This is a genomic window from Ramlibacter paludis (assembly GCF_022012305.1).
Lineage (GTDB): Bacteria > Pseudomonadota > Gammaproteobacteria > Burkholderiales > Burkholderiaceae_C > Ramlibacter > Ramlibacter paludis.
This window is the reverse complement of sequence record NZ_JAKLTM010000003.1, coordinates 472,116-488,705: the sequence shown is the minus strand read 5'-3', so window position 1 is coordinate 488,705 and position 16,590 is coordinate 472,116. Positions and strand designations below refer to the sequence as shown.

Sequence of the window (16,590 nt, the reverse complement as noted above, 5' to 3'; positions counted from 1 at the left end):
AGCTGCCATGGACCCCGTCGTTCACTTCGAGTTTCCCTACCACGACCGCGAGCGCATCGCGAAGTTCTACCAGTCGGCCTTCGGCTGGAAGACCGAGATGCTCGGCCCCGAGATGGGCAACTACGTGCTGGCCACCACCGCCACCGAGGACAGCCGGGCCGACGGCGCGGTGCGCGGCGCGATCAATGGCGGCTTCTTCGCGCACGATCCCAAGATGCCGGGCCAGGTGCCGTCGGTGGTGATCGGCGTGCAGGACATCGCGCGTTCGATGGCCGCGGTGAAGAATGCCGGGGGCGAGGTGCTGGGCGAGCCGATGGACATCCCCGGCGTCGGCCGCTACGTGGCGTTCTACGACACCGAACGCAACCGCATCAGCATGCTGCAGCCGAACCCCCGGGGCTGAGCGCATGGACAACGCCGATGTGATGGCGACGGCGGCCGTCCGCGACCTCGGGCGGGCACGTGCGTTCTATGAAGGCAAGCTGGGTCTGGAGCCGCAGGCCACCGAAGAAAACATGGCCAGCTACCGCTGTGGCGCGGGCACCCTGTTGATCTACGAATCCGGGTTTGCCGGCACCAACCAGGCCACCGCGGCCACCTTCGGGTTCCGCTCGGGGCTGGTCGAGGCCGTGCGCGCGCTGGAAGGCAAGGGCGTGCGCTTCGAGCACTACGACCTGCCGGAAACCGTGCGCGAGGGTGCGATCCACCGCGGCCATGGCCGCAGCGTGGCCTGGTGCAAGGACCCCGACGGCAACATCCTCTGCTTCGCCGAAGGGTGAAAAATGAAAGGCCGCCCCACGGCGGCCTTTCGTTGCAGGACTGCTTAGCTGCGGCCCGGGTCGTTGGGGTAGTTGTCCCAGCGGTTCGGCACGCCGTCGCCATCGCGGTCGCGGTCGTCGCGGTTCAGGATGCCGTCGCGGTCGCGGTCGCCATAGGCGCCGTAGCGGTCGCTGCGGTAGCGGCGGTCGTCATAGGACGAGTAGTTGTCCGAACGCACCCACTGGCCGCCCGCCAGGAACCAGGAGCCGTCAGGGCGCTGCTGCCAGCGCGATTCCTGCCAGGCCCAGCCCGGGCGCGTTTCCAGCCACTGGCCGGTGGTCCATTCGTAGCGGTTGCCGCGCCACTCGTAGTGGCCGGGCGCCCAGACGTAGCCGGCGCGCGGCGACGGGACTGCCTCGTACATGGGCGACGGAGGCGCCGGTTGCACGTAAACGCTCGGGCCATAGCCCGTGCCTGCCACGACGGCCGGGGTGGCTTGGGCGGCGGTGCCCAGGCCCATCAGTGCGCCGGCGGCCAGCGAGGCCGCGATCAAGGTCTTGCGGTTCATGTTGGTCTCTCCTTTGAGGAATACCTCGAAGGTGAAGCCTCGCTCGACCGATTGCGATAGTCCGGGGACGGGTCTGCCCGTCAGTGTGGTCTGGCGAGCGGCTGCGGCGGCTGGCTCAGCGGCTGGCGACGCAGCGCGCCTGGGCGGCAGGCGCGGACAGCTTGCAAGGCTCTGCCTTGACGCTGGGCCGCGCAGGCATCGCGGTGAGGTAGATCGCCGTGAGCAGCGTACCCAGGACGAACAGGAAGGTGCCGCCCAGCAGGTACCAGGCCCAGTGGGTCGCGGGATGCAGGAAGGCCCACAGCGTGGCCGGCACCGGGGGCGCGGCAGGCACGGGCGCGCGGCTGGTGTGCTCGGCGCGGCGGATCCAGAGGTCGTGTTCCGCGCGGCGGTGGCCGTCGGACAGCACTTCGTAGGCGGCGTTGATGGCGGCCATGGCCCGCACGGCATTGGCGTTGCCGGGCATCTTGTCCGGGTGGTACTTTTGCGCCAGCCGGCGGTAGGCGCCGCGCACGCGCTCCGGCGAGGCGTCGCGCTCGACCTGGAGCACGTCGTAGTAGGTGGGCAGGGTCTCGGTCGCCATCGCTATGAATGTTATAGCTGCGGCCGGAGACGTCCAGTGGAAGCTGCGTTTTGCATGCGCGCGTGTGGGCGGGGCGCTACAAAAATGGGTGCAGCGGGCCTCAGGCGAGCCGGTGCCGGAAGAAGGCGGTGGCGAACAGGCGCGGGATCGGGGCCTCGCCGCGCTGGCGGCGCTGGGCCAGCTTGCGGGCCGGCGGCGGCAGCAGCGCGGTCTCCGCGCGAGCCGTCAGCGCCGCGGCGCCGAGCGCGCCTTCGATGGTGTGGTGGTGTTCGCCGGCGAAGAGCTTGAAGGCGCAGTCCGCGTCCCAATAGCTGTCGGGCTCGGTCCAGCACACCTTCGCGTAGCTGCAAAATCGCTCGCCGCTCTCACCCACCGGTGCCGCATAGGCCGCCACGTAGAAGCCGTTGAGCGGCCCCCAGATCTTTTCCATCGCGCAACTCCCGTACTGCTCTCGGCCGGGAGTGTGCGATGCCTGGAAGCGCTTGTGGGGGCAGGGTTACACGCTCGCGGCGCGGTCCTACAAACTTGGAGGTACGGCTCAGAAGCCGGTCACGAAACCGACCACGCAAAGGCACGCCAGCAGCACGGCCGTGGCGAGCGCACGGCTGCGCGCGTCGTCGCGCGCCGGTGGCACGCGGCGCGGCAGCAACTTGTCGCCGTCGAGCATCGCCCGCACGAGCTTGCGCCGGCGTACGACGCGATAGAACACGATGGCCAGCACGTGCAGCAGCACCAGGGCGAACAGCAGCCATTGGCCGACTTGCTTGTGCAGCGCCGTCGCGGCGAAGCCGGTCGCGCTGGACACGAGTTCGTTCCAGGGGCCGGTGAAGCCGCCGCCGTCGTCGCCGAGCAGCCCGGTGACGGCCTGACCCAGCAGCACCGCCATCATCGCGAGGATGGAAAGTGCGCCCAGCGGACTGTGGCCGGCGTCCTGCTCCGGCGTTGCGGGGCCGCGCAGGTAGCGCTTGAGCGCACCCGGCGTCGGCACGAAGTTCACGAAGCGCGACCAGCGTCCGCCGATGAATCCCCACACCACGCGGAACAACAGCAAGGCCAGCAGCAAGCTGCCGATGCGCGCGTGCCAGGCCATCCACGCTCCTCCGGCATAGCCGGTGGCCGTGAGGCCCACCAGCGAGGCGGCGAGCGACCAGTGGAAGACGCGCGTGGGCAGGTCCCAGATGCGCACGCGCACGCCGGCCTCGACGACGGCGGCGCGCTGCACGCGCGCTGGCGCCAGCGTGCTGAAACTTGCCTCAGTGACTGCGGTAGGCATCGTGGCACTCCTTGCAGGTGTTGGCGGCGGCGCCCCAGGCGGCCTTGATCTGGTCCAGGTCATGCAGGCGCGTCGCGGCCTGCAGCCGGCCGGTCTCGGCGACCAGGCGCTCGCCCAGTTCGCGGAAGCGCGCCGGCTCGGCCCAGATCTCGGCGCGCGCATGGTCGGCCGCGGTGTCGGTGCCGGGACCGAAGGCCGCCGCGGGCAGCCGCGCCAGCAGCGCGACGACGTCGGCGTCCTGCTGCGCGAGCCGTGGCTCGAACGGCAGCCGGCCGCGCACCATGTGGCCGACGCGCGTGAAGTGCTGGTTGAGCACGTTCCAGGCGCCTTGCCGGTACTTCACGGCTTCGTCGGGCCGCGCGAACTGGGCCTGGGCGGGCAAAGCGGCGCCGGCGCAAGCCAGCGTGACAAGGAGGGGGGCGAGACTGCTGCGCATCGCTGCCTCACTCGCCGGTGTAGTCGAGCAACGCCAGGTACTCGCGGCGCTCCGCCTTCTGCCATTGCTTCACGCCGATGTCGGCCAGCAGCGCCGGCTGCCCGTTCATGGCCAGCAGCGTTTCGGTCAGGCGCGCGGCGAGTTCCGGCGGCGCCTTGGGCGAGGCCAGCACCGACCAGTTGACGACGCCCTGCGTCTCGCCGATCACCGTGCCGCCGGCTTCCTTCCAGCGGCGCGCGATGGTGGGGTTCACCACGCCGGCGTCGGCCAGGCCCATGGAGACCTGTGCCGCCACGCTGTCCTGGTACTTCGTGTGCGAGATGTAGGGCTCGCGCACGCCGCGCACCCGCAGTTCGGCCTTGGCCACCGCGGTGGTGGCCGCGGACTCGTCGGGCATCAGCAGCTTGCGCCCGCCCAGGTGGCCGAGGTCGGAGATGGTGGAACCCTTGGGCACGATGAAGGCCGCGCGGTACGGGTCGGCGCGGCTCACCAGCGGCTGGTAGCCGTGGTCGCGCACCAGCTTCGCGAGCTGGTTGACGGACTTGCCGAACAGGACCATCGGCTTGTCGTCGGCCACTGCCTGCTGGAAGAAGCGGCGGATGTCGATGATCGGGTCGACCGTCACCTGCTTGATCTTCAGCTGCGGCGCGAGGTAGTCGGCCCAGGCCCGGTAGCGCACGGCCAGCATGGCGATGCTGAGGTCCGCGGTCACCGCTTCGTTGATCAGGAGCCGGCTGCTCGGGGTCGATTGCGCCCAGCCCACGGGCACCGTGCAGAGGGCGGCGGCACCGGCGGCGCGCAGGAGTTGGCGGCGTTTCATTGCGAGACCTCCTTGCGCTGGCCAGTGGCCACGGGTTGCCAGGGTGCGGGCAGGCGCGATTCCGCGCGGGTGGCCTGCGCCTCCCAGGCGCGCGCGGCCTGCACCGTGCCGCGGAAGGTCTCGGCGCTTTCCAGCAGCCACTTCTTGTCCTCGGGCGAGAGGGCGTAGCTGTTGCGGTATTCGTCCATGGGCATGCGGTCCTCCTTCACCGACTTGATCAGCCGGTCGATCTCGCCGGCCGCGTGCGCGGGCGTCGACAGCAACACGAGGCGGCTCATCTTGTCCGGGTTGTTGGGCACGTGGCAGCTGGTGCACTGCGACTCGCGCATCTGCAGCGCCAGGTCGCGGTACTGGCGATCGAGGTCGCGCAGGTAGGGGTTCTCGGCGCGGTAGAGGCCATCGAACAGGGTCACCGCCGGCTGCGTGCGGCCGGCCGCGTCGGTCCACAGCCACTTGCCGTCGAACTTGGCCTGCTGCACCGGCGTCACGGCTTGCAGCAGCGCGTTCTGCGCCCGGTCGGTGAGCTGCGCCACCTGCACCTTCAGCGTGGCCGGATGCACCCACAGCAGGAAGCCGTTGGCGTTCTGGTAGGTGCCCCACTTGGAGTCGTCGTGCCAGAAGGGATAGGGGAACTGGCCGGGGGCAAGGCGGTTGCGGAAGGCCGCCTCCAGCCGCACCGCGAACTGCTTCTCCGCCGGCACCCATTCCACCTGGTAGCGGCCGTTGAACATGAACAGCGGCGCGTACAGCGCGATCCAGACGTCGGGCGCGAACTGCGTCAGGTTGGTCTGGCGCAGCGTCGCCTGCGGGTTGGCGCTCTGGCGGCCCCACAGCAGCACGGGCGGCAAATGCGCGCGCAAGGTGCTGTCGCCGTAGAGCATGGCGCGGCAGCTGTCGAAGGCGGCGGCGTCGTTGGCGTCGGCCAGCGGGCAGTGCTGCGCGAGCTCGCCCGCGATCTTCGCGGCGAGGGCCTCGACCGCGGGCGGCACCGGCTGGGAGGGCTGCGGCCTGGCGAGCCCGCCCGCGAGCAGGGCGGCGGCGGCCAGCAGGCCGGACACGGTGCGGCGTGAGATTCGCATCTTCATCCTTACTCCTTCGTGTAATCGAGCAGTGCCAGGTAGTCGGCGCGTTCGGCCGCCGCCCATTGCTTGATGCCCAGCGAGGCCAGCACCGCCGGCGCGCCGCCATTCATGGCAAGCAGGCCGGCGCGCAGCTGCGCGACTTCGGCTTCGGCCACGTCGGGCGAGGCCAGCACCGACCAGTTGACGACCGGCTGGGTCTCGGCGACCACGCGCCCGCCGTCTTCGGTCCACTTGCGGGCGATCGTGGGATTGACGACGCCGACCTGCGCGAAGCCGTTGGAGATCTGCTGCGCCACGGCTTCCTGGTAGCGCGTGTGCACGATCTGCACGTCGCCCGCGTTCTGGCGCCGCAGTTCCGCGCGCGCCACCGCGGTGGTGGCGGCGAGTTCGTCGGGCATGATGATCTTGGCCCGCGCGGGCGCGACGTCCTTCAGCGCGCGGATCGGCGAATCGCGCGCCACGATGAAGGCGGCCTTGTACGGGTCGGCGCGGCGCACCAGCGGCTGGTAGCCGTCGTCGCGCACCAGCTTGGCCAGCTGGTTGACCGACTTGCCGAACACCAGTTGCGGCTTGCTGCCCGCCTTGGCGAGCGTCATGAAGCGCCGCACGTCCACCACCGGCTCGATCGCGATGCCGGGGCGGCTGCGCACCGTGCCCGTCACGTACTCCGCGAAAGGCTGGTAGCGCGCCGTCAGGATGAACAGGTTGGATTCACCGGTGAAGGCTTCGTTGATCAACAGCCGCCACGACCGGGGCGGACTCGCGCCCAGTGCATTGGCTGCGAGCAGCAGCGCCCCGGACGTGCCCGCGGCGAGCAGGCGCCGGCGCGTGCGGCCGTCGACTTCGTGGTTCATTGCCACTCCCTTCCCTTCTTCGCTTGTTGGGGCGGAATGTAGGAAGGAAAGCGTGAAAGCGGCAAGCGCGCGGCCGCGGCCAGGGCCCCGAGTTGTCACGAGCGATTGCGCACTGCTGACATCTGCTCACCGCCGATACCGCTGGAGCGGGGCCAACGGTCGATTCGCGCGAACGAGCGGTGGCTTGCGCGGGCCGAAGAAGGAAAGGGCTAGGGGGCCTAGGTATTTTCCTTCCGCGCCCCCTTGCGATGCGCTCGCGCGTCAGTCCGAGAGTGCGCGCATCTGCCGGATCAGGTCGCTCTTGCCTTCGAAGCCGATGCCGGGCAGGTCCGGCATGGTCACGTAGCTGTTCTCCACCTTCACGCCGTCGGGGAAGCCGCCGTAAGGCTGGAACAGGTCCGGATAGGACTCGTTGCCGCCCAGGCCGAGGCCGGCGGCGATGTTCAGCGACATCTGGTGACCGCCATGCGGCACGCAGCGGCTGGCCGACCAGCCGTGCTGCTTCAGCATCTCCAGCGTGCGCAGGTATTCCACCAGCCCGTACGAGAGGGCGCAGTCGAACTGCAGCCAGTCGCGGTCCGGCCGCATGCCGCCGTAGCGAACGAGGTTGCGCGCGTCCTGCATGGAGAACAGGTTCTCGCCGGTCGCCATCGGGTTCTTGTAGTAGTTGCGCAGGGCGGCCTGCAGCTCGAAGTCCAGCGGGTCGCCGGCTTCCTCGTACCAGAACAGGTTGTACTGGGAGAGGGCCTTGGCATAGGCAATGGCGGTGTCGAGGTCGAAGCGGCCGTTGGCGTCCACGCACAGGCGCTGGCCGTCCTGCAGGATGGACAGCACCGAGTCGATGCGGCGCAGGTCGTCGTCCAGCGAGGCGCCGCCGATCTTCATCTTGACCACCGAGTAGCCGCGATCGAGGTAGCTGCGCATCTCGTCCTTCAGCTGCCTGTCGTCCTTGCCGGGGTAGTAGTAGCCGCCGGCGGCATAGACGAAGACCTTGCGGTTGACGGTGCCGTTGCCGTAACGGTCGGCCAGCAGCTGGAACAGCGGCTTGTTCTCGATCTTGGCCACCGCGTCCCACACCGCCATGTCGATGGTGCCGATCGCGACCGAGCGCTCGCCGTGGCCGCCGGGCTTCTCGTTCTTGAACATGGTGTCCCAGACCTTGTGCGGATCCAGGATGCCGCGCGCGTCGAGCAGGGAGTCGGGCGCCGCTTCGGCGATGCGCGGCAGGAAGCGTTCGCGCATCAGCATGCCCTGGCCGTAGCGGCCGTTGGAGTTGAAGCCGTAGCCCACCACCGGCTTGCCGTCGCGGACCACGTCGGTGATCACGGCGACGAGGCTCAGCGTCATCTTGCTAAAGTCGATGTAGGCATTGCGGATCGGGGAACTGATGGGAACGGTCTTTTCGCGGATCTCGACGATCTTCATGGTCACTCCTGGTGGGCAGGGCGCGATCTTCGCGCGCCCGCCGCTTTCCGGCCAATGCCTGTTTTCTTGACTTCGATGCCGCCACGGCACTGCCCATGAACCTCTCCTGGCTGGAGGACTTCCTCGCCCTTGCCGGCAGCGGCAACTTCTCGCGCGCCGCCGAGGAGCGCCACATGACGCAGCCGGCCTTCAGCCGCCGCATCCGCGCGCTGGAGGAATGGCTGGGCGCGGACCTGTTCGACCGCAGCTCGCAGCCGGCGCGCCTGACGGCGGCCGGCGAATGGCTGCGGCCGCAGGCCGAGCAGCTGCTGGGTCGCGTGGCGCGCCTGCCATCCGAGGTGCGGGCCGTGGCGCAAGCCAGCGCGGGGACCTTGCGCATCGCGGCCACGCACGCTTTGTCCTTCAGCTTCGTGCCCGGCTGGCTGCAGACCTTGCAGGCCTACACGCAGGGCGGCCCGATCCGGCTGGAGTCCGACGTGCTGCAGCGTTGCGAGGCGTTGCTGGCCCAGCGCCAGGTGCAGTTCGTGGTGGCGCATGCGGCGGGTGGCGCGCTCGAAGAGGCCGGAACGCCGTCGGTGGTCGTCGGGCGCGACGAGCTGCTGCCGGTGGCTGCGCCGGGCGCGCCGGAGAAGGCCTTGCTGGCGTTCAGCGAAGAGTCGGGGCTGGGGCGGATCGTGCGCGGCGCGCTGGGGCCGGAGCTGGCCGGCTGGCAGACGGTGTTTACCGCGCACCTGGCGTCGGTGCTGAAGGGGATGGCGCTGGAAGGGCGGGGGCTGGCGTGGCTGCCCGAGACGCTGGTGCGCGAAGAGATCGCAGCCGGCCGCTTGCAGCTGCGAGGGCCGGGACAGTGGCGGATTCCGCTGGAGGTGCGGCTGTATCGCGATCCGGCGCCGCTGGGCGTGTACGCGGAGGAGTTCTGGGGCGCGGTGGGGTCGCTGGCGCGAACCCACCCTACAAAGCCCGCGTAGGGTGGGTTCGCGCAGCGACCCCACCATGCAAGGTCAAAAGATATCCGGCTCGCCGGCGCCTTCGCCGAACTGCGTCTGCAGGAAATCCATGTCGCACCCCTGGTCCGCCTGCAGGATGTGCTGCGTGAACATCCAGCCGTAGCCGCGGGCGAAACGCGCCGGCGGCGGCGTCCAGGCCGCGCGGCGGCGCGCCAGTTCCTCGTCGGACACTTCCATGTGGATGCTGCGGTTGGGGATGTCGACCGAGATGGTGTCGCCGGTCTGCACCAGCGCCAGGTTGCCGCCGACGAAGGCTTCGGGCGCCACGTGCAGCACGCAGGCGCCATAGCTGGTGCCGCTCATGCGGCAGTCGCTGATGCGCAGCATGTCGCGCACGCCTTCGTCGATCAGCTTCTGCGGCACCGGGATCATCCCCCACTCGGGCATGCCGGGCCCGCCCTTGGGGCCCGCGTTGCGCAGCACGATCACGTGGTCGGCGGTGACGTCGGCCCGCGGATCGTCGAGCATCTTCTTCAGGCTCGGGTAGTCGTCGAACACCAGCGCCGGCCCGCTGTGGCGCAGGTATTTCTCGCTCATGGCCGAAGGCTTGATCACGCAGCCGTCCGGCGCCAGGTTGCCGCGCAGCACCGCCAGCGAGCCTTCGGCGTACACCGGATTCGCCAGCGGCCGGATCACGTCGTCGTTGAAGCATTCGGCTCCGGCGATGTTCTCGCCCACGGTCTTGCCCGTGACCGTGAGGGCATCGAGCCGCAGGTAGGGCTGCAGGCGCTGCATCAGCGCCGGCAGGCCCCCGGCGTAGTAGAAGTCCTCCATCAGGTACTGGCTGGTGCCGTTGGGACGGATGTTCGCCAGCACCGGCACTTCGCGGCTGATGCGGTCGAAGTCGGCCAGCGAGATGTCCTGGCCCGCGCGGCGCGCCTGCGCGATGACGTGGATGATGGCGTTGGTGGAGCAGCCGAGCGCCATCGCCACCGTGATGCCGTTGAGGAAGGCGTCGCGCGTCTGGATCCGCGCCGGCCGCAGGTCCTCGTGCACCATCTCCACGATGCGGCGGCCCGCCTGCGCCGCCATGCGCTGGTGGTTGGCATCGACCGCCGGGATCGCCGCGGCGCCGGGCAAGGTCATGCCGATCGCTTCGGCAATCGAGGTCATGGTGCTTGCCGTGCCCATGGTCATGCAGGTGCCCGAGCTGCGCGCGATGCCGCCGATAATGGACTGCCACTGCGGCTCGGTGATGGTGCCGGCGCGGCGCTCGTCCCAGTACTTGAAGGCGTCCGAGCCCGAGCCCAGGGTCTGGCCGCGCGACATGCCGCGCAGCATCGGGCCGGCAGGCAGGAAGATGGCCGGCAGGCCGGCGCTGGTCGCGCCCAGCAGCATGGCGGGCGTCGTCTTGTCGCAGCCGCCCATCAGCACGACGCCGTCGACGGGATAGGCGCGGATCATCTCCTCCACCTCCATCGCCAGCATGTTGCGATAGAGCAGGGCGGAAGGCTTGATCAGGTTTTCGCCGAGCGACACGGTCGGCAGCTCCAGCGGAAAGCCGCCCGCCTGCAGCACCCCGCGCTTGACGTCGTCCACCCGCTGCTTGAAATGCTGGTGGCAGGGGTTGTAGTCGTTCCAGTTGTTGAAGATGGCGACGACGGGCTTGCCTTCCCAGTCCTTCGGGTCATAACCCATCTGCATCACGCGCGAGCGATGGTTGAAGCTGCGGAAGTCGTTGCGGTCCAGCCAGCGCTGGCTGCGGAATTTTTCAAGCTTGGCCATGCGCACCATCATGGCATCGCTTCGCAGCGACAATAAAAAATCCCCCTGTGCATTGAAGCCCCAGGGGGATAAATAGCCGGGAAAGAAACTTGAAAAAGAACCCGGCTGGTCGGTTGGATTGCATAAGCCGTGCCGGGTTCCCGATCCCCTGTTCACCCAGCGGGTTGGTGCGAAATGGCAACGGCCCCTTTCGTGAATTTGTCACGACGCCCAGCCTGCACCGGTAACCGCGGTTTTTTGAACTCGCCTGCCGGGAACCCTTTCTGTAGGATGACTCTGACAAGAGGGCCCTTTCAGCCGTGGGCCGCTCTGACAATTTTCGGCAGCTTGCGCCCGCTGGGGGGCAAGGGCCATGACAACGGGAACACCATGTCCGATCTGTCCGCCAACGAAGACGCAGCCGAATCCGGCGGCGGCTCCGCGGCCACCCCGAGCCCCTGGCTCGCCATCAAGAAAATCGCCACCCGCCTGCAGGACTGGTTCGGCATCCAGTCGACCGCCGTCAAGATGCTGGTCGTCGCCGTCGCCATCCTGATCCCGGTGACCGGCTCCTATTCCTTCGTGCTCTGGCAGCGCCAGGCCGCGGTCGCCGAACAGGTCAAGGCCATGGCCGGCGCCTCGGGCAGCGACGCCATGTGGACGCTCAACGAAAGCCTGCCCGTCGTCTTCGGCACCGGTTCGGTGCTCGGCTTCCTGGAAAGCCGCCCGGTCGACCGCATCACGGTGATCTACAAGCCGCTGATGTGGAACATCTCCGAGCGCATCCTGCTGATCGAGTCGCAGGGCAAGCAGTACGCCTACTACCCGAGCGACATGGAGACCAAGATCTTCGCGGACAAGGCGGTCAGCGCCCCCTGGGGCGCCAAGCTGGTGTTCATCCCGCGCGGCGAACTCACCGCGAGCAGCGCCGACATGCTGGAGAAGCTGGACGAGCGCTTTGCCGGCGCCCGCCCGCAGTCCGAGAAGGACGGCTGGAAGGCCGGCGTGAGCGGCGTGCTGTCGGCCGCGCTGACGCTCGGCCTGCTCGGCTTCCTGGCCTTCCACCTCAAGGGCCAGTTCAAGTCGCTGCGCTTCATCGAACCCAACCAGGTGCACGGCTCCATCGACGACCTGGTCGGCATGGACGACATCAAGAGCGAAGTCCGCCAGATCAAGGACCAGTACGAGCGCCGCGCCGCGTACGCCGAGTACGGCATCAACAAGCCGTTCAACGTGATGTTCAGCGGCCCGGCCGGCACCGGCAAGACCAAGCTCGCCAGCTACCTGGCCAAGGAGCTGAACCTGCCGATCCTGTTCCACTCGGCGGCCAACCTCGAGACCGGCTACGTGGCCGGCGGCTCGAACACGCTGGCGCGCATCTCCACGATGGCCAAGCGCCGCAAGCGCTGCATCGTGTTCCTGGACGAGGCGCAGGACCTGTTCATGAAGCGCGGCGGCCACCGCAAGTTCGACGACGACACGCAGAACATGCTGCTGGCCATCCTGGATGGCGTGCGCACCAAGGCCGACGCCGAGATCATCTGGATCGTCGCCTCGAACTTCAACCACGAATCCATGCCGATGGACGAGGCGATGCTGCGCCGCTTCCAGATGAAGGTGGACTTCCGCCTGCCGAACAAGGAAGAGCGCCGCGCCATCATCGGCCACTATCTCGACCAGCGCGCCGACAAGGTGGCGCACGAGATGGACCTGCGCCACTTCGTCGAGATCACCGAGGGCCGCAGCCCGGCCGACCTCGAGACCATCGTCAACCAGGCCGGCATCAGCGCCGTGCAGGCCGGCGAGATGATCGATGCCGACACGCTGATGCAGGCCGCCGAGCGCGTGCTGGTCGGCAACGTCAACGCCAACACCACGAAGGAGCGCGAGCGGGACCGCCGCATCATCGCCATCCACGAGTGGGGCCACTTCCTGGTCGACTTCGACCTGGAGCGCAAGCGCGCCGGCGGCGACTGGGAAAAGCTGCAAAGCGAGATGAAGACCATCAAGATCTCGCTGAAGGCCAACCCGCGCAACAACGCGCTGGGCTTCGTCTTCCACAAGCAGGGCTCCAACCTGCTGAAGACCAAGGCCGACATCGAGCACGACGTGCGCGTGCTGCTGGGCGGCATGGCGAACGAGGAACTGTTCTTCGGCGAGGAGGGCACCACCAACGGCGCCCACAACGACATCACGCGCGTCACCAAGCTGCTGCACCACGCGGTGGCCGAGATGGGCATGTACCGCAAGACGCGCCTGAACTTCGGCGCGCTGAACGACAACGGCTCGCGCACGGTCGACGAGGAAACGCGCTCCATCATGGAGCTGCAGAGCGAGCGCCTCTACGGCGAGACCAAGGCCCTGCTGGCGCGCCAGAAGCCGCTGACCGAGCACCTGGCCGGCAAGCTGATGGACGCGGGCGAGATGAGCCTGAAGGAAGCGCTGTTCGAGATCCGCTCCTTCGAGGCGGCCTGTTTCAGCTTCGATTCGCGCGTCGGCCTGAACGGCACCGCGAACGCGCCGGCGCCGGACGCGGCGGCCTAGACGAATTCATAGAGCGGGGCGGAACGGGGGCGGCCTGCGGGCCGTCCCCTTTTTTTTACTTCTTGGGCGCGGGCCTGGCGGCGGGAGCGGCCGGAGCGACGGGCGCCGCGGCGCCCGGGGCCGAGGCGCCCCCGTTGCCGCCCAGGGCAGCCTGCACACCCAGGCGCTTGGCGATGGCCGCATCCAGGGCGCGCAGCTTGGGCTCCATCTGCGGCTTGAGTTCCGGCACCAGCTTGTTCACCAGCGCGCGCTGCATGTCGCCGCCGAGGCCCTGGAACTTCAGGTACACGGGCGCTTCGAGCATGACGGCGACCTGCTTCAGTTCGTCTTCGGTGAACTTCTCTTCCAGCAAGGCGCCCACGGTCGTCGGGGCGAGCTTCAGGGCGCGTTCGCGCACCAGCGGGTAGGCGTCGGCCAGGTACTTGTCGCCGTCTTCCTGCAGGCCCTTGGCCATGGCCTCGCGCTTGTCCGCGGGCACCTGGGTCTGGACGAATTCGATGGCGCTGCCCAGGAGCTCGTTGGCCGGCTGCTTGGCGAGGTCGCGCGCCAGCTGCTCGATGCCGGCCTGCTGCACCTTGAGGATGCGTTCGACGAGGGCCTTCTTGGCCGGGGTGGATTGCGCTTGGGCCAGCGTGCACGCGGCGACCAGCGAAAGGAGGAGCAGGGGTTTCTTCAACATCGGCGCATCTTAGCGGCTGCAGGTAACCCTTTCGTTACGTGGCCATGGGCGCTTTGCCCATAACCCGGCCGCTACGGGTCCTACACCCGGCAAACACGTGGTCGCACGGCGCGCAGGTGCCTTGTCTTGCCGCGCTTCCGAGTCCGCCCGCCTACTCTGGAAGCATAGGCAAAAGGAGGCAAGCACCATGTCCGAAGACGCCAACAAGTCCGCCAATGAGCAACTGCTGATCCACCTGGAACCCCGGTGGGAACGGCAGAACTGGTGCAACTGGCTCAGCTGCAGCGAAGCCGAGCTGGAACACGCCGTCACCTACGTGGGGCACGACCCCGACAATGTCCGGCGCTTCCTGCGCCAGGCCCGCTGCTGATGCGCTAGCCGCCGCTTCGGAGCCGGCTGCGCCTGCCGGTGCGAAGATGGATGGGCCAGCTGCGGCGCGTGACGATGCGCACGCGCCCGCTGGCGGCCCTAGACTCTTCGCTACAGCATGGAAGACAGCACGCTCCGCCTCGACGAAGCCAGCGCCCGGCGCCTGGTGCTGGCCCGCGCCATCGACGACGTCGATGTCCAGGGCAAGCTGCTGAGCGAAGTCGAGCGCGAGCAGCTCGAGCGCGAGGCGCTGGAGGCCAGCCGTCGGGTGTCGCCCGCCGCCGATCTCGACCTCTCGCAATACCTGCAGCAGCGCGCACGCAAGCTGCTCGCGGTGGTCGAGAACCGCAACCCCCAACTGGCCGCCTTGCAGGATCCCGAGCCATGGCGGCGCTGGCTCCTCTGGGTCCTGCCGCTGCTGGCCGTCATCGGTGGCGCGGTGCTGGACCGCATCGACAACCCGCAGATGGTGAACATGCTCTCGCCGCCGATGCTCGGCGTGCTGGCCTGGAACCTCTGCATGTACCTGCTGCTGGTGCTGGCCGCGGTCCTGCCGGGCAAATGGCAGGGCAAGGGCCTGGTCGCCATGCTGCAGCGCTGGATGGCGGGCCTGCCGGTGCATGGCCAGCGCACGGGCCGCCTGCGTGTCGACGTCTCCACGCGTTTCCACCAGCAATGGCTGCAGGCCACTTCGCGGCAGCAGCTGTTGTGGTTCAAGCAATTGCTGCACCTCACCGCCGGCGGATGGGCGGTGGGGCTTGCCATCTCGATCATCCTGGGCGGGCTGGTGCGCCAATACCGCGTCGGTTGGGAAAGCACGCTGCTGGACCTGGGCCAGGTGCATGCCTTCCTCAGTGCCTTGTTCGCGCCGGTCGTGGCGCTGCTGCCGTTCCACGAGTTCAGCCAGGCCGACCTGCAGCGCATGGCTTTCGCGTCCAACGCCACCATCGGCGTCGAGGAAGCGCGGCGCTGGGTCTGGATGTACCTGGCACTGCTGGCCCTGGTGGTGCTGGTGCCCCGGACCTTGCTCGCTGCCTGGGCCGCCTGGCGCCGCAGCCGCCTCGGGCGCGCGGTCGGCATCGACCTGCGCGACCCCTATTACGTGGAGGTGCTTGCCCGGGTGAGCCCGGCGCGCGTGACGCTGGGCCTGCTGGCCCCGGCGGGCCGCGCGCGCGACCTCGTGCTGCGGCTGCTGCGCGAGGCCGCAGGCGACCGCGCGCCGCGCGGCGGCCTGGCGCGCACGGTGCTGACGACGGCCAAGGGCGACGCGCTGCGCGTGTTCGACATCCCGCCGGACTACCGGCCCCCCGCGCCCGCGGGCGACAAAGGCGGCCCCGGCGCGGCGCAAGCCTGGCTGCAGGACCTGCTGGGACGCTTCCGCGCGCCACCCGCGGCTGGAGACGCCGGCGATGAACTGCAAACGGCGCTGGCCGACTGCGACCTGGTGCTGCTGCTGCCCGAGGACAGCGGGGCCATCGCGCACGCAACGCGCCTGCTGCACTGGGTGGCGCAGCCCGCGCTGGTGCTGGCCGATGCGGCCGGCGACGCCGAGCGCCTGCAGGTCTACCGGCTCGCGGTGCAGCGCCAGGGCCTGGCCGCCGACGTGTTCGACCTCGAAGCGGTCGCGGGCCACTGGCTGCGCGAGCCGCAGCTGCGGGAGGCCATCGCGGCGCGGCTCGCCACCGGCAAGCGCGCGGGATTCGCGCGCCTGGCGGATGCCTGGAGCGAGCAGCACGAAGCGCGGCTCGCGCAATCCATGCGCGTGCTGGCCGCCTTGTTCATCCGCGCCGCCCGCGAGCGGGAAGAGATCGTGGGCGCGCAGGCGGGCCTGCGGCACCTGGTGGATGCGAACGAGCGCGAGGCCAGCCAGCGCGCGCGCGAGGCGGCGGCGCAGGCGCTGCTGCAGCGCCTGCAGGGCGAAGAAGCCGCCGCCCTGGCCGACCTGGTGCGCCTGCACGGCATGGAGACGCCGGCCGGACCGGTCGCCGGCGTGCGGGCCGAGGAGGGCTTCGACATGCACCAGGCGGTGGACGGCCCGCAGGCCGGCATGGCCGGCGCGGCGACCGGCGCCGCGATGGGCGCCGGCATCGACCTGCTCACCGGCGGCCTGACCCTGGGCGCCGCCGCCGCGCTCGGCGCCGTGATCGGCGGCGGCGCCGCCTACGTGGCCGCGGCGCTGCGCAATCGCGCCACCCCGGGCGGCCAGTCGCAGGTGCAGTTGAACGAGGAGATGCTGGTGGCGCTTTGCGAGCGCATGCTGGCCGCCTATCTGTCCGTCGCGCACCGGCTCGCGCCCTCCGACGGCAGCCTGCCGGCCGCCTGGCGCAGCGAGATCGTCGCCGCCGTCGCCGGCCGGCGCGAGACGCTGGCCGCCTTGCGCGAGCAGGCGCGCAGCGGCGGCGACCTCGAGCGGGTGGAGGCGGACCTCGCGGGGGAATTCGACGCGCTGGCGCGCGGACTGCTGCAGCGCTTCTGAGGCCGTGACCG

General features: G+C 69.4%; 17 protein-coding genes. 6 read left to right on the top strand and 11 right to left on the bottom strand.

Annotated elements, in window-relative coordinates:
* The first annotated feature begins 7 nt into the window (after positions 1 to 7).
* Both LZ009_RS12820 and LZ009_RS12815 read left to right on the top strand, forming a co-directional pair.
* Entirely contained in the window at positions 8 to 403 is a 396-nt protein-coding gene (locus LZ009_RS12820) for a VOC family protein (RefSeq protein ID WP_275698322.1), read from the top strand.
* 4 nt (positions 404 to 407) lie between these two features.
* Entirely contained in the window at positions 408 to 779 is a 372-nt protein-coding gene (locus LZ009_RS12815; RefSeq protein WP_275698321.1) for a VOC family protein, read from the top strand.
* A 44-nt stretch (positions 780 to 823) separates the two neighbouring features.
* Here the strand turns inward: LZ009_RS12815 and LZ009_RS12810 are convergent, their stop codons facing one another.
* From LZ009_RS12810 to LZ009_RS12770, 9 genes are all read right to left on the bottom strand, one after another.
* Positions 824 to 1,327, bottom strand: coding sequence for a hypothetical protein (locus tag LZ009_RS12810; RefSeq protein ID WP_275698320.1), 504 nt, complete (start codon positions 1,325 to 1,327; stop codon positions 824 to 826).
* Between the two features lie 115 nt (positions 1,328 to 1,442).
* Complete coding sequence (locus LZ009_RS12805) at positions 1,443 to 1,910, bottom strand: J domain-containing protein (protein ID WP_275698319.1); 468 nt, start codon at positions 1,908 to 1,910, stop codon at positions 1,443 to 1,445.
* Positions 1,911 to 2,010: 100 nt separating this feature from the next.
* Positions 2,011 to 2,340, bottom strand: coding sequence for a hypothetical protein (locus LZ009_RS12800; protein WP_275698318.1), 330 nt, complete (start codon positions 2,338 to 2,340; stop codon positions 2,011 to 2,013).
* A gap of 108 nt (positions 2,341 to 2,448) precedes the next feature.
* The gene (locus LZ009_RS12795) at positions 2,449 to 3,183 is read right to left on the bottom strand and encodes a cytochrome b/b6 domain-containing protein (RefSeq protein ID WP_275698317.1); all 735 of its coding nucleotides are present in this window, start codon (positions 3,181 to 3,183) and stop codon (positions 2,449 to 2,451) included.
* Positions 3,164 to 3,619, bottom strand: coding sequence for a c-type cytochrome (locus tag LZ009_RS12790; RefSeq protein ID WP_275698316.1), 456 nt, complete (start codon positions 3,617 to 3,619; stop codon positions 3,164 to 3,166). The genes LZ009_RS12795 and LZ009_RS12790 overlap by 20 nt, the downstream gene beginning before the upstream one ends.
* 7 nt (positions 3,620 to 3,626) lie before the next feature.
* The gene (locus LZ009_RS12785; protein ID WP_275698315.1) at positions 3,627 to 4,439 is read right to left on the bottom strand and encodes a phosphate/phosphite/phosphonate ABC transporter substrate-binding protein; all 813 of its coding nucleotides are present in this window, start codon (positions 4,437 to 4,439) and stop codon (positions 3,627 to 3,629) included.
* Positions 4,436 to 5,524: a hypothetical protein gene (locus LZ009_RS12780; protein WP_275698314.1), complete on the bottom strand. Its 1,089-nt coding sequence runs from the start codon at positions 5,522 to 5,524 to the stop codon at positions 4,436 to 4,438. The genes LZ009_RS12785 and LZ009_RS12780 overlap by 4 nt, the downstream gene beginning before the upstream one ends.
* A gap of 2 nt (positions 5,525 to 5,526) precedes the next feature.
* Positions 5,527 to 6,375, bottom strand: coding sequence for a phosphate/phosphite/phosphonate ABC transporter substrate-binding protein (locus tag LZ009_RS12775; protein WP_275698313.1), 849 nt, complete (start codon positions 6,373 to 6,375; stop codon positions 5,527 to 5,529).
* A gap of 261 nt (positions 6,376 to 6,636) precedes the next feature.
* Complete coding sequence (locus tag LZ009_RS12770; protein WP_275698312.1) at positions 6,637 to 7,800, bottom strand: mandelate racemase/muconate lactonizing enzyme family protein; 1,164 nt, start codon at positions 7,798 to 7,800, stop codon at positions 6,637 to 6,639.
* Between the two features lie 95 nt (positions 7,801 to 7,895).
* Here LZ009_RS12770 and LZ009_RS12765 point away from each other — a divergent pair, with 95 nt between their 5' ends.
* On the top strand, positions 7,896 to 8,768 hold the full coding sequence (locus tag LZ009_RS12765) for a LysR family transcriptional regulator (protein WP_275698311.1): 873 nt from the start codon (positions 7,896 to 7,898) through the stop codon (positions 8,766 to 8,768).
* Between the two features lie 33 nt (positions 8,769 to 8,801).
* Here LZ009_RS12765 and araD read toward each other — a convergent pair whose 3' ends face one another.
* Positions 8,802 to 10,532, bottom strand: coding sequence for an L-arabinonate dehydratase (gene araD, locus LZ009_RS12760; protein ID WP_275698310.1), 1,731 nt, complete (start codon positions 10,530 to 10,532; stop codon positions 8,802 to 8,804).
* A 369-nt stretch (positions 10,533 to 10,901) separates the two neighbouring features.
* On the opposite strand from araD, the gene LZ009_RS12755 reads away from it, so the two are divergent.
* Positions 10,902 to 13,055: an AAA family ATPase gene (locus tag LZ009_RS12755; RefSeq protein WP_275698309.1), complete on the top strand. Its 2,154-nt coding sequence runs from the start codon at positions 10,902 to 10,904 to the stop codon at positions 13,053 to 13,055.
* Between the two features lie 55 nt (positions 13,056 to 13,110).
* Here the strand turns inward: LZ009_RS12755 and LZ009_RS12750 are convergent, their stop codons facing one another.
* A complete protein-coding gene (locus LZ009_RS12750) occupies positions 13,111 to 13,734 on the bottom strand; it encodes a hypothetical protein (RefSeq protein ID WP_275698308.1) in 624 nt (207 codons plus the stop codon).
* Positions 13,735 to 13,921: 187 nt separating this feature from the next.
* Here LZ009_RS12750 and LZ009_RS12745 point away from each other — a divergent pair, with 187 nt between their 5' ends.
* Complete coding sequence (locus tag LZ009_RS12745; RefSeq protein ID WP_275698307.1) at positions 13,922 to 14,104, top strand: DUF3606 domain-containing protein; 183 nt, start codon at positions 13,922 to 13,924, stop codon at positions 14,102 to 14,104.
* 117 nt (positions 14,105 to 14,221) lie between these two features.
* A complete protein-coding gene (locus LZ009_RS12740) occupies positions 14,222 to 16,579 on the top strand; it encodes a DUF3482 domain-containing protein (protein WP_275698306.1) in 2,358 nt (785 codons plus the stop codon).
* Positions 16,580 to 16,590 lie beyond the last annotated feature (11 nt).

Bases quoted from the DNA above. Each gene is read 5' to 3' on its own strand.
- LZ009_RS12820 (WP_275698322.1), top strand. From the start codon at position 8: ATGGACCCCGTCGTTCACTTCGAGTTTCCCTACCACGACCGCGAGCGC.
- LZ009_RS12815 (WP_275698321.1), top strand. From the start codon at position 408: ATGGACAACGCCGATGTGATGGCGACGGCGGCCGTCCGCGACCTCGGG.
- LZ009_RS12810 (WP_275698320.1), bottom strand. From the start codon at position 1,327: ATGAACCGCAAGACCTTGATCGCGGCCTCGCTGGCCGCCGGCGCACTG.
- LZ009_RS12805 (WP_275698319.1), bottom strand. From the start codon at position 1,910: ATGGCGACCGAGACCCTGCCCACCTACTACGACGTGCTCCAGGTCGAG.
- LZ009_RS12800 (WP_275698318.1), bottom strand. From the start codon at position 2,340: ATGGAAAAGATCTGGGGGCCGCTCAACGGCTTCTACGTGGCGGCCTAT.
- LZ009_RS12795 (WP_275698317.1), bottom strand. From the start codon at position 3,183: ATGCCTACCGCAGTCACTGAGGCAAGTTTCAGCACGCTGGCGCCAGCG.
- LZ009_RS12790 (WP_275698316.1), bottom strand. From the start codon at position 3,619: ATGCGCAGCAGTCTCGCCCCCCTCCTTGTCACGCTGGCTTGCGCCGGC.
- LZ009_RS12785 (WP_275698315.1), bottom strand. From the start codon at position 4,439: ATGAAACGCCGCCAACTCCTGCGCGCCGCCGGTGCCGCCGCCCTCTGC.
- LZ009_RS12780 (WP_275698314.1), bottom strand. From the start codon at position 5,524: ATGAAGATGCGAATCTCACGCCGCACCGTGTCCGGCCTGCTGGCCGCC.
- LZ009_RS12775 (WP_275698313.1), bottom strand. From the start codon at position 6,375: ATGAACCACGAAGTCGACGGCCGCACGCGCCGGCGCCTGCTCGCCGCG.
- LZ009_RS12770 (WP_275698312.1), bottom strand. From the start codon at position 7,800: ATGAAGATCGTCGAGATCCGCGAAAAGACCGTTCCCATCAGTTCCCCG.
- LZ009_RS12765 (WP_275698311.1), top strand. From the start codon at position 7,896: ATGAACCTCTCCTGGCTGGAGGACTTCCTCGCCCTTGCCGGCAGCGGC.
- araD (WP_275698310.1), bottom strand. From the start codon at position 10,532: ATGGCCAAGCTTGAAAAATTCCGCAGCCAGCGCTGGCTGGACCGCAAC.
- LZ009_RS12755 (WP_275698309.1), top strand. From the start codon at position 10,902: ATGTCCGATCTGTCCGCCAACGAAGACGCAGCCGAATCCGGCGGCGGC.
- LZ009_RS12750 (WP_275698308.1), bottom strand. From the start codon at position 13,734: ATGTTGAAGAAACCCCTGCTCCTCCTTTCGCTGGTCGCCGCGTGCACG.
- LZ009_RS12745 (WP_275698307.1), top strand. From the start codon at position 13,922: ATGTCCGAAGACGCCAACAAGTCCGCCAATGAGCAACTGCTGATCCAC.
- LZ009_RS12740 (WP_275698306.1), top strand. From the start codon at position 14,222: ATGGAAGACAGCACGCTCCGCCTCGACGAAGCCAGCGCCCGGCGCCTG.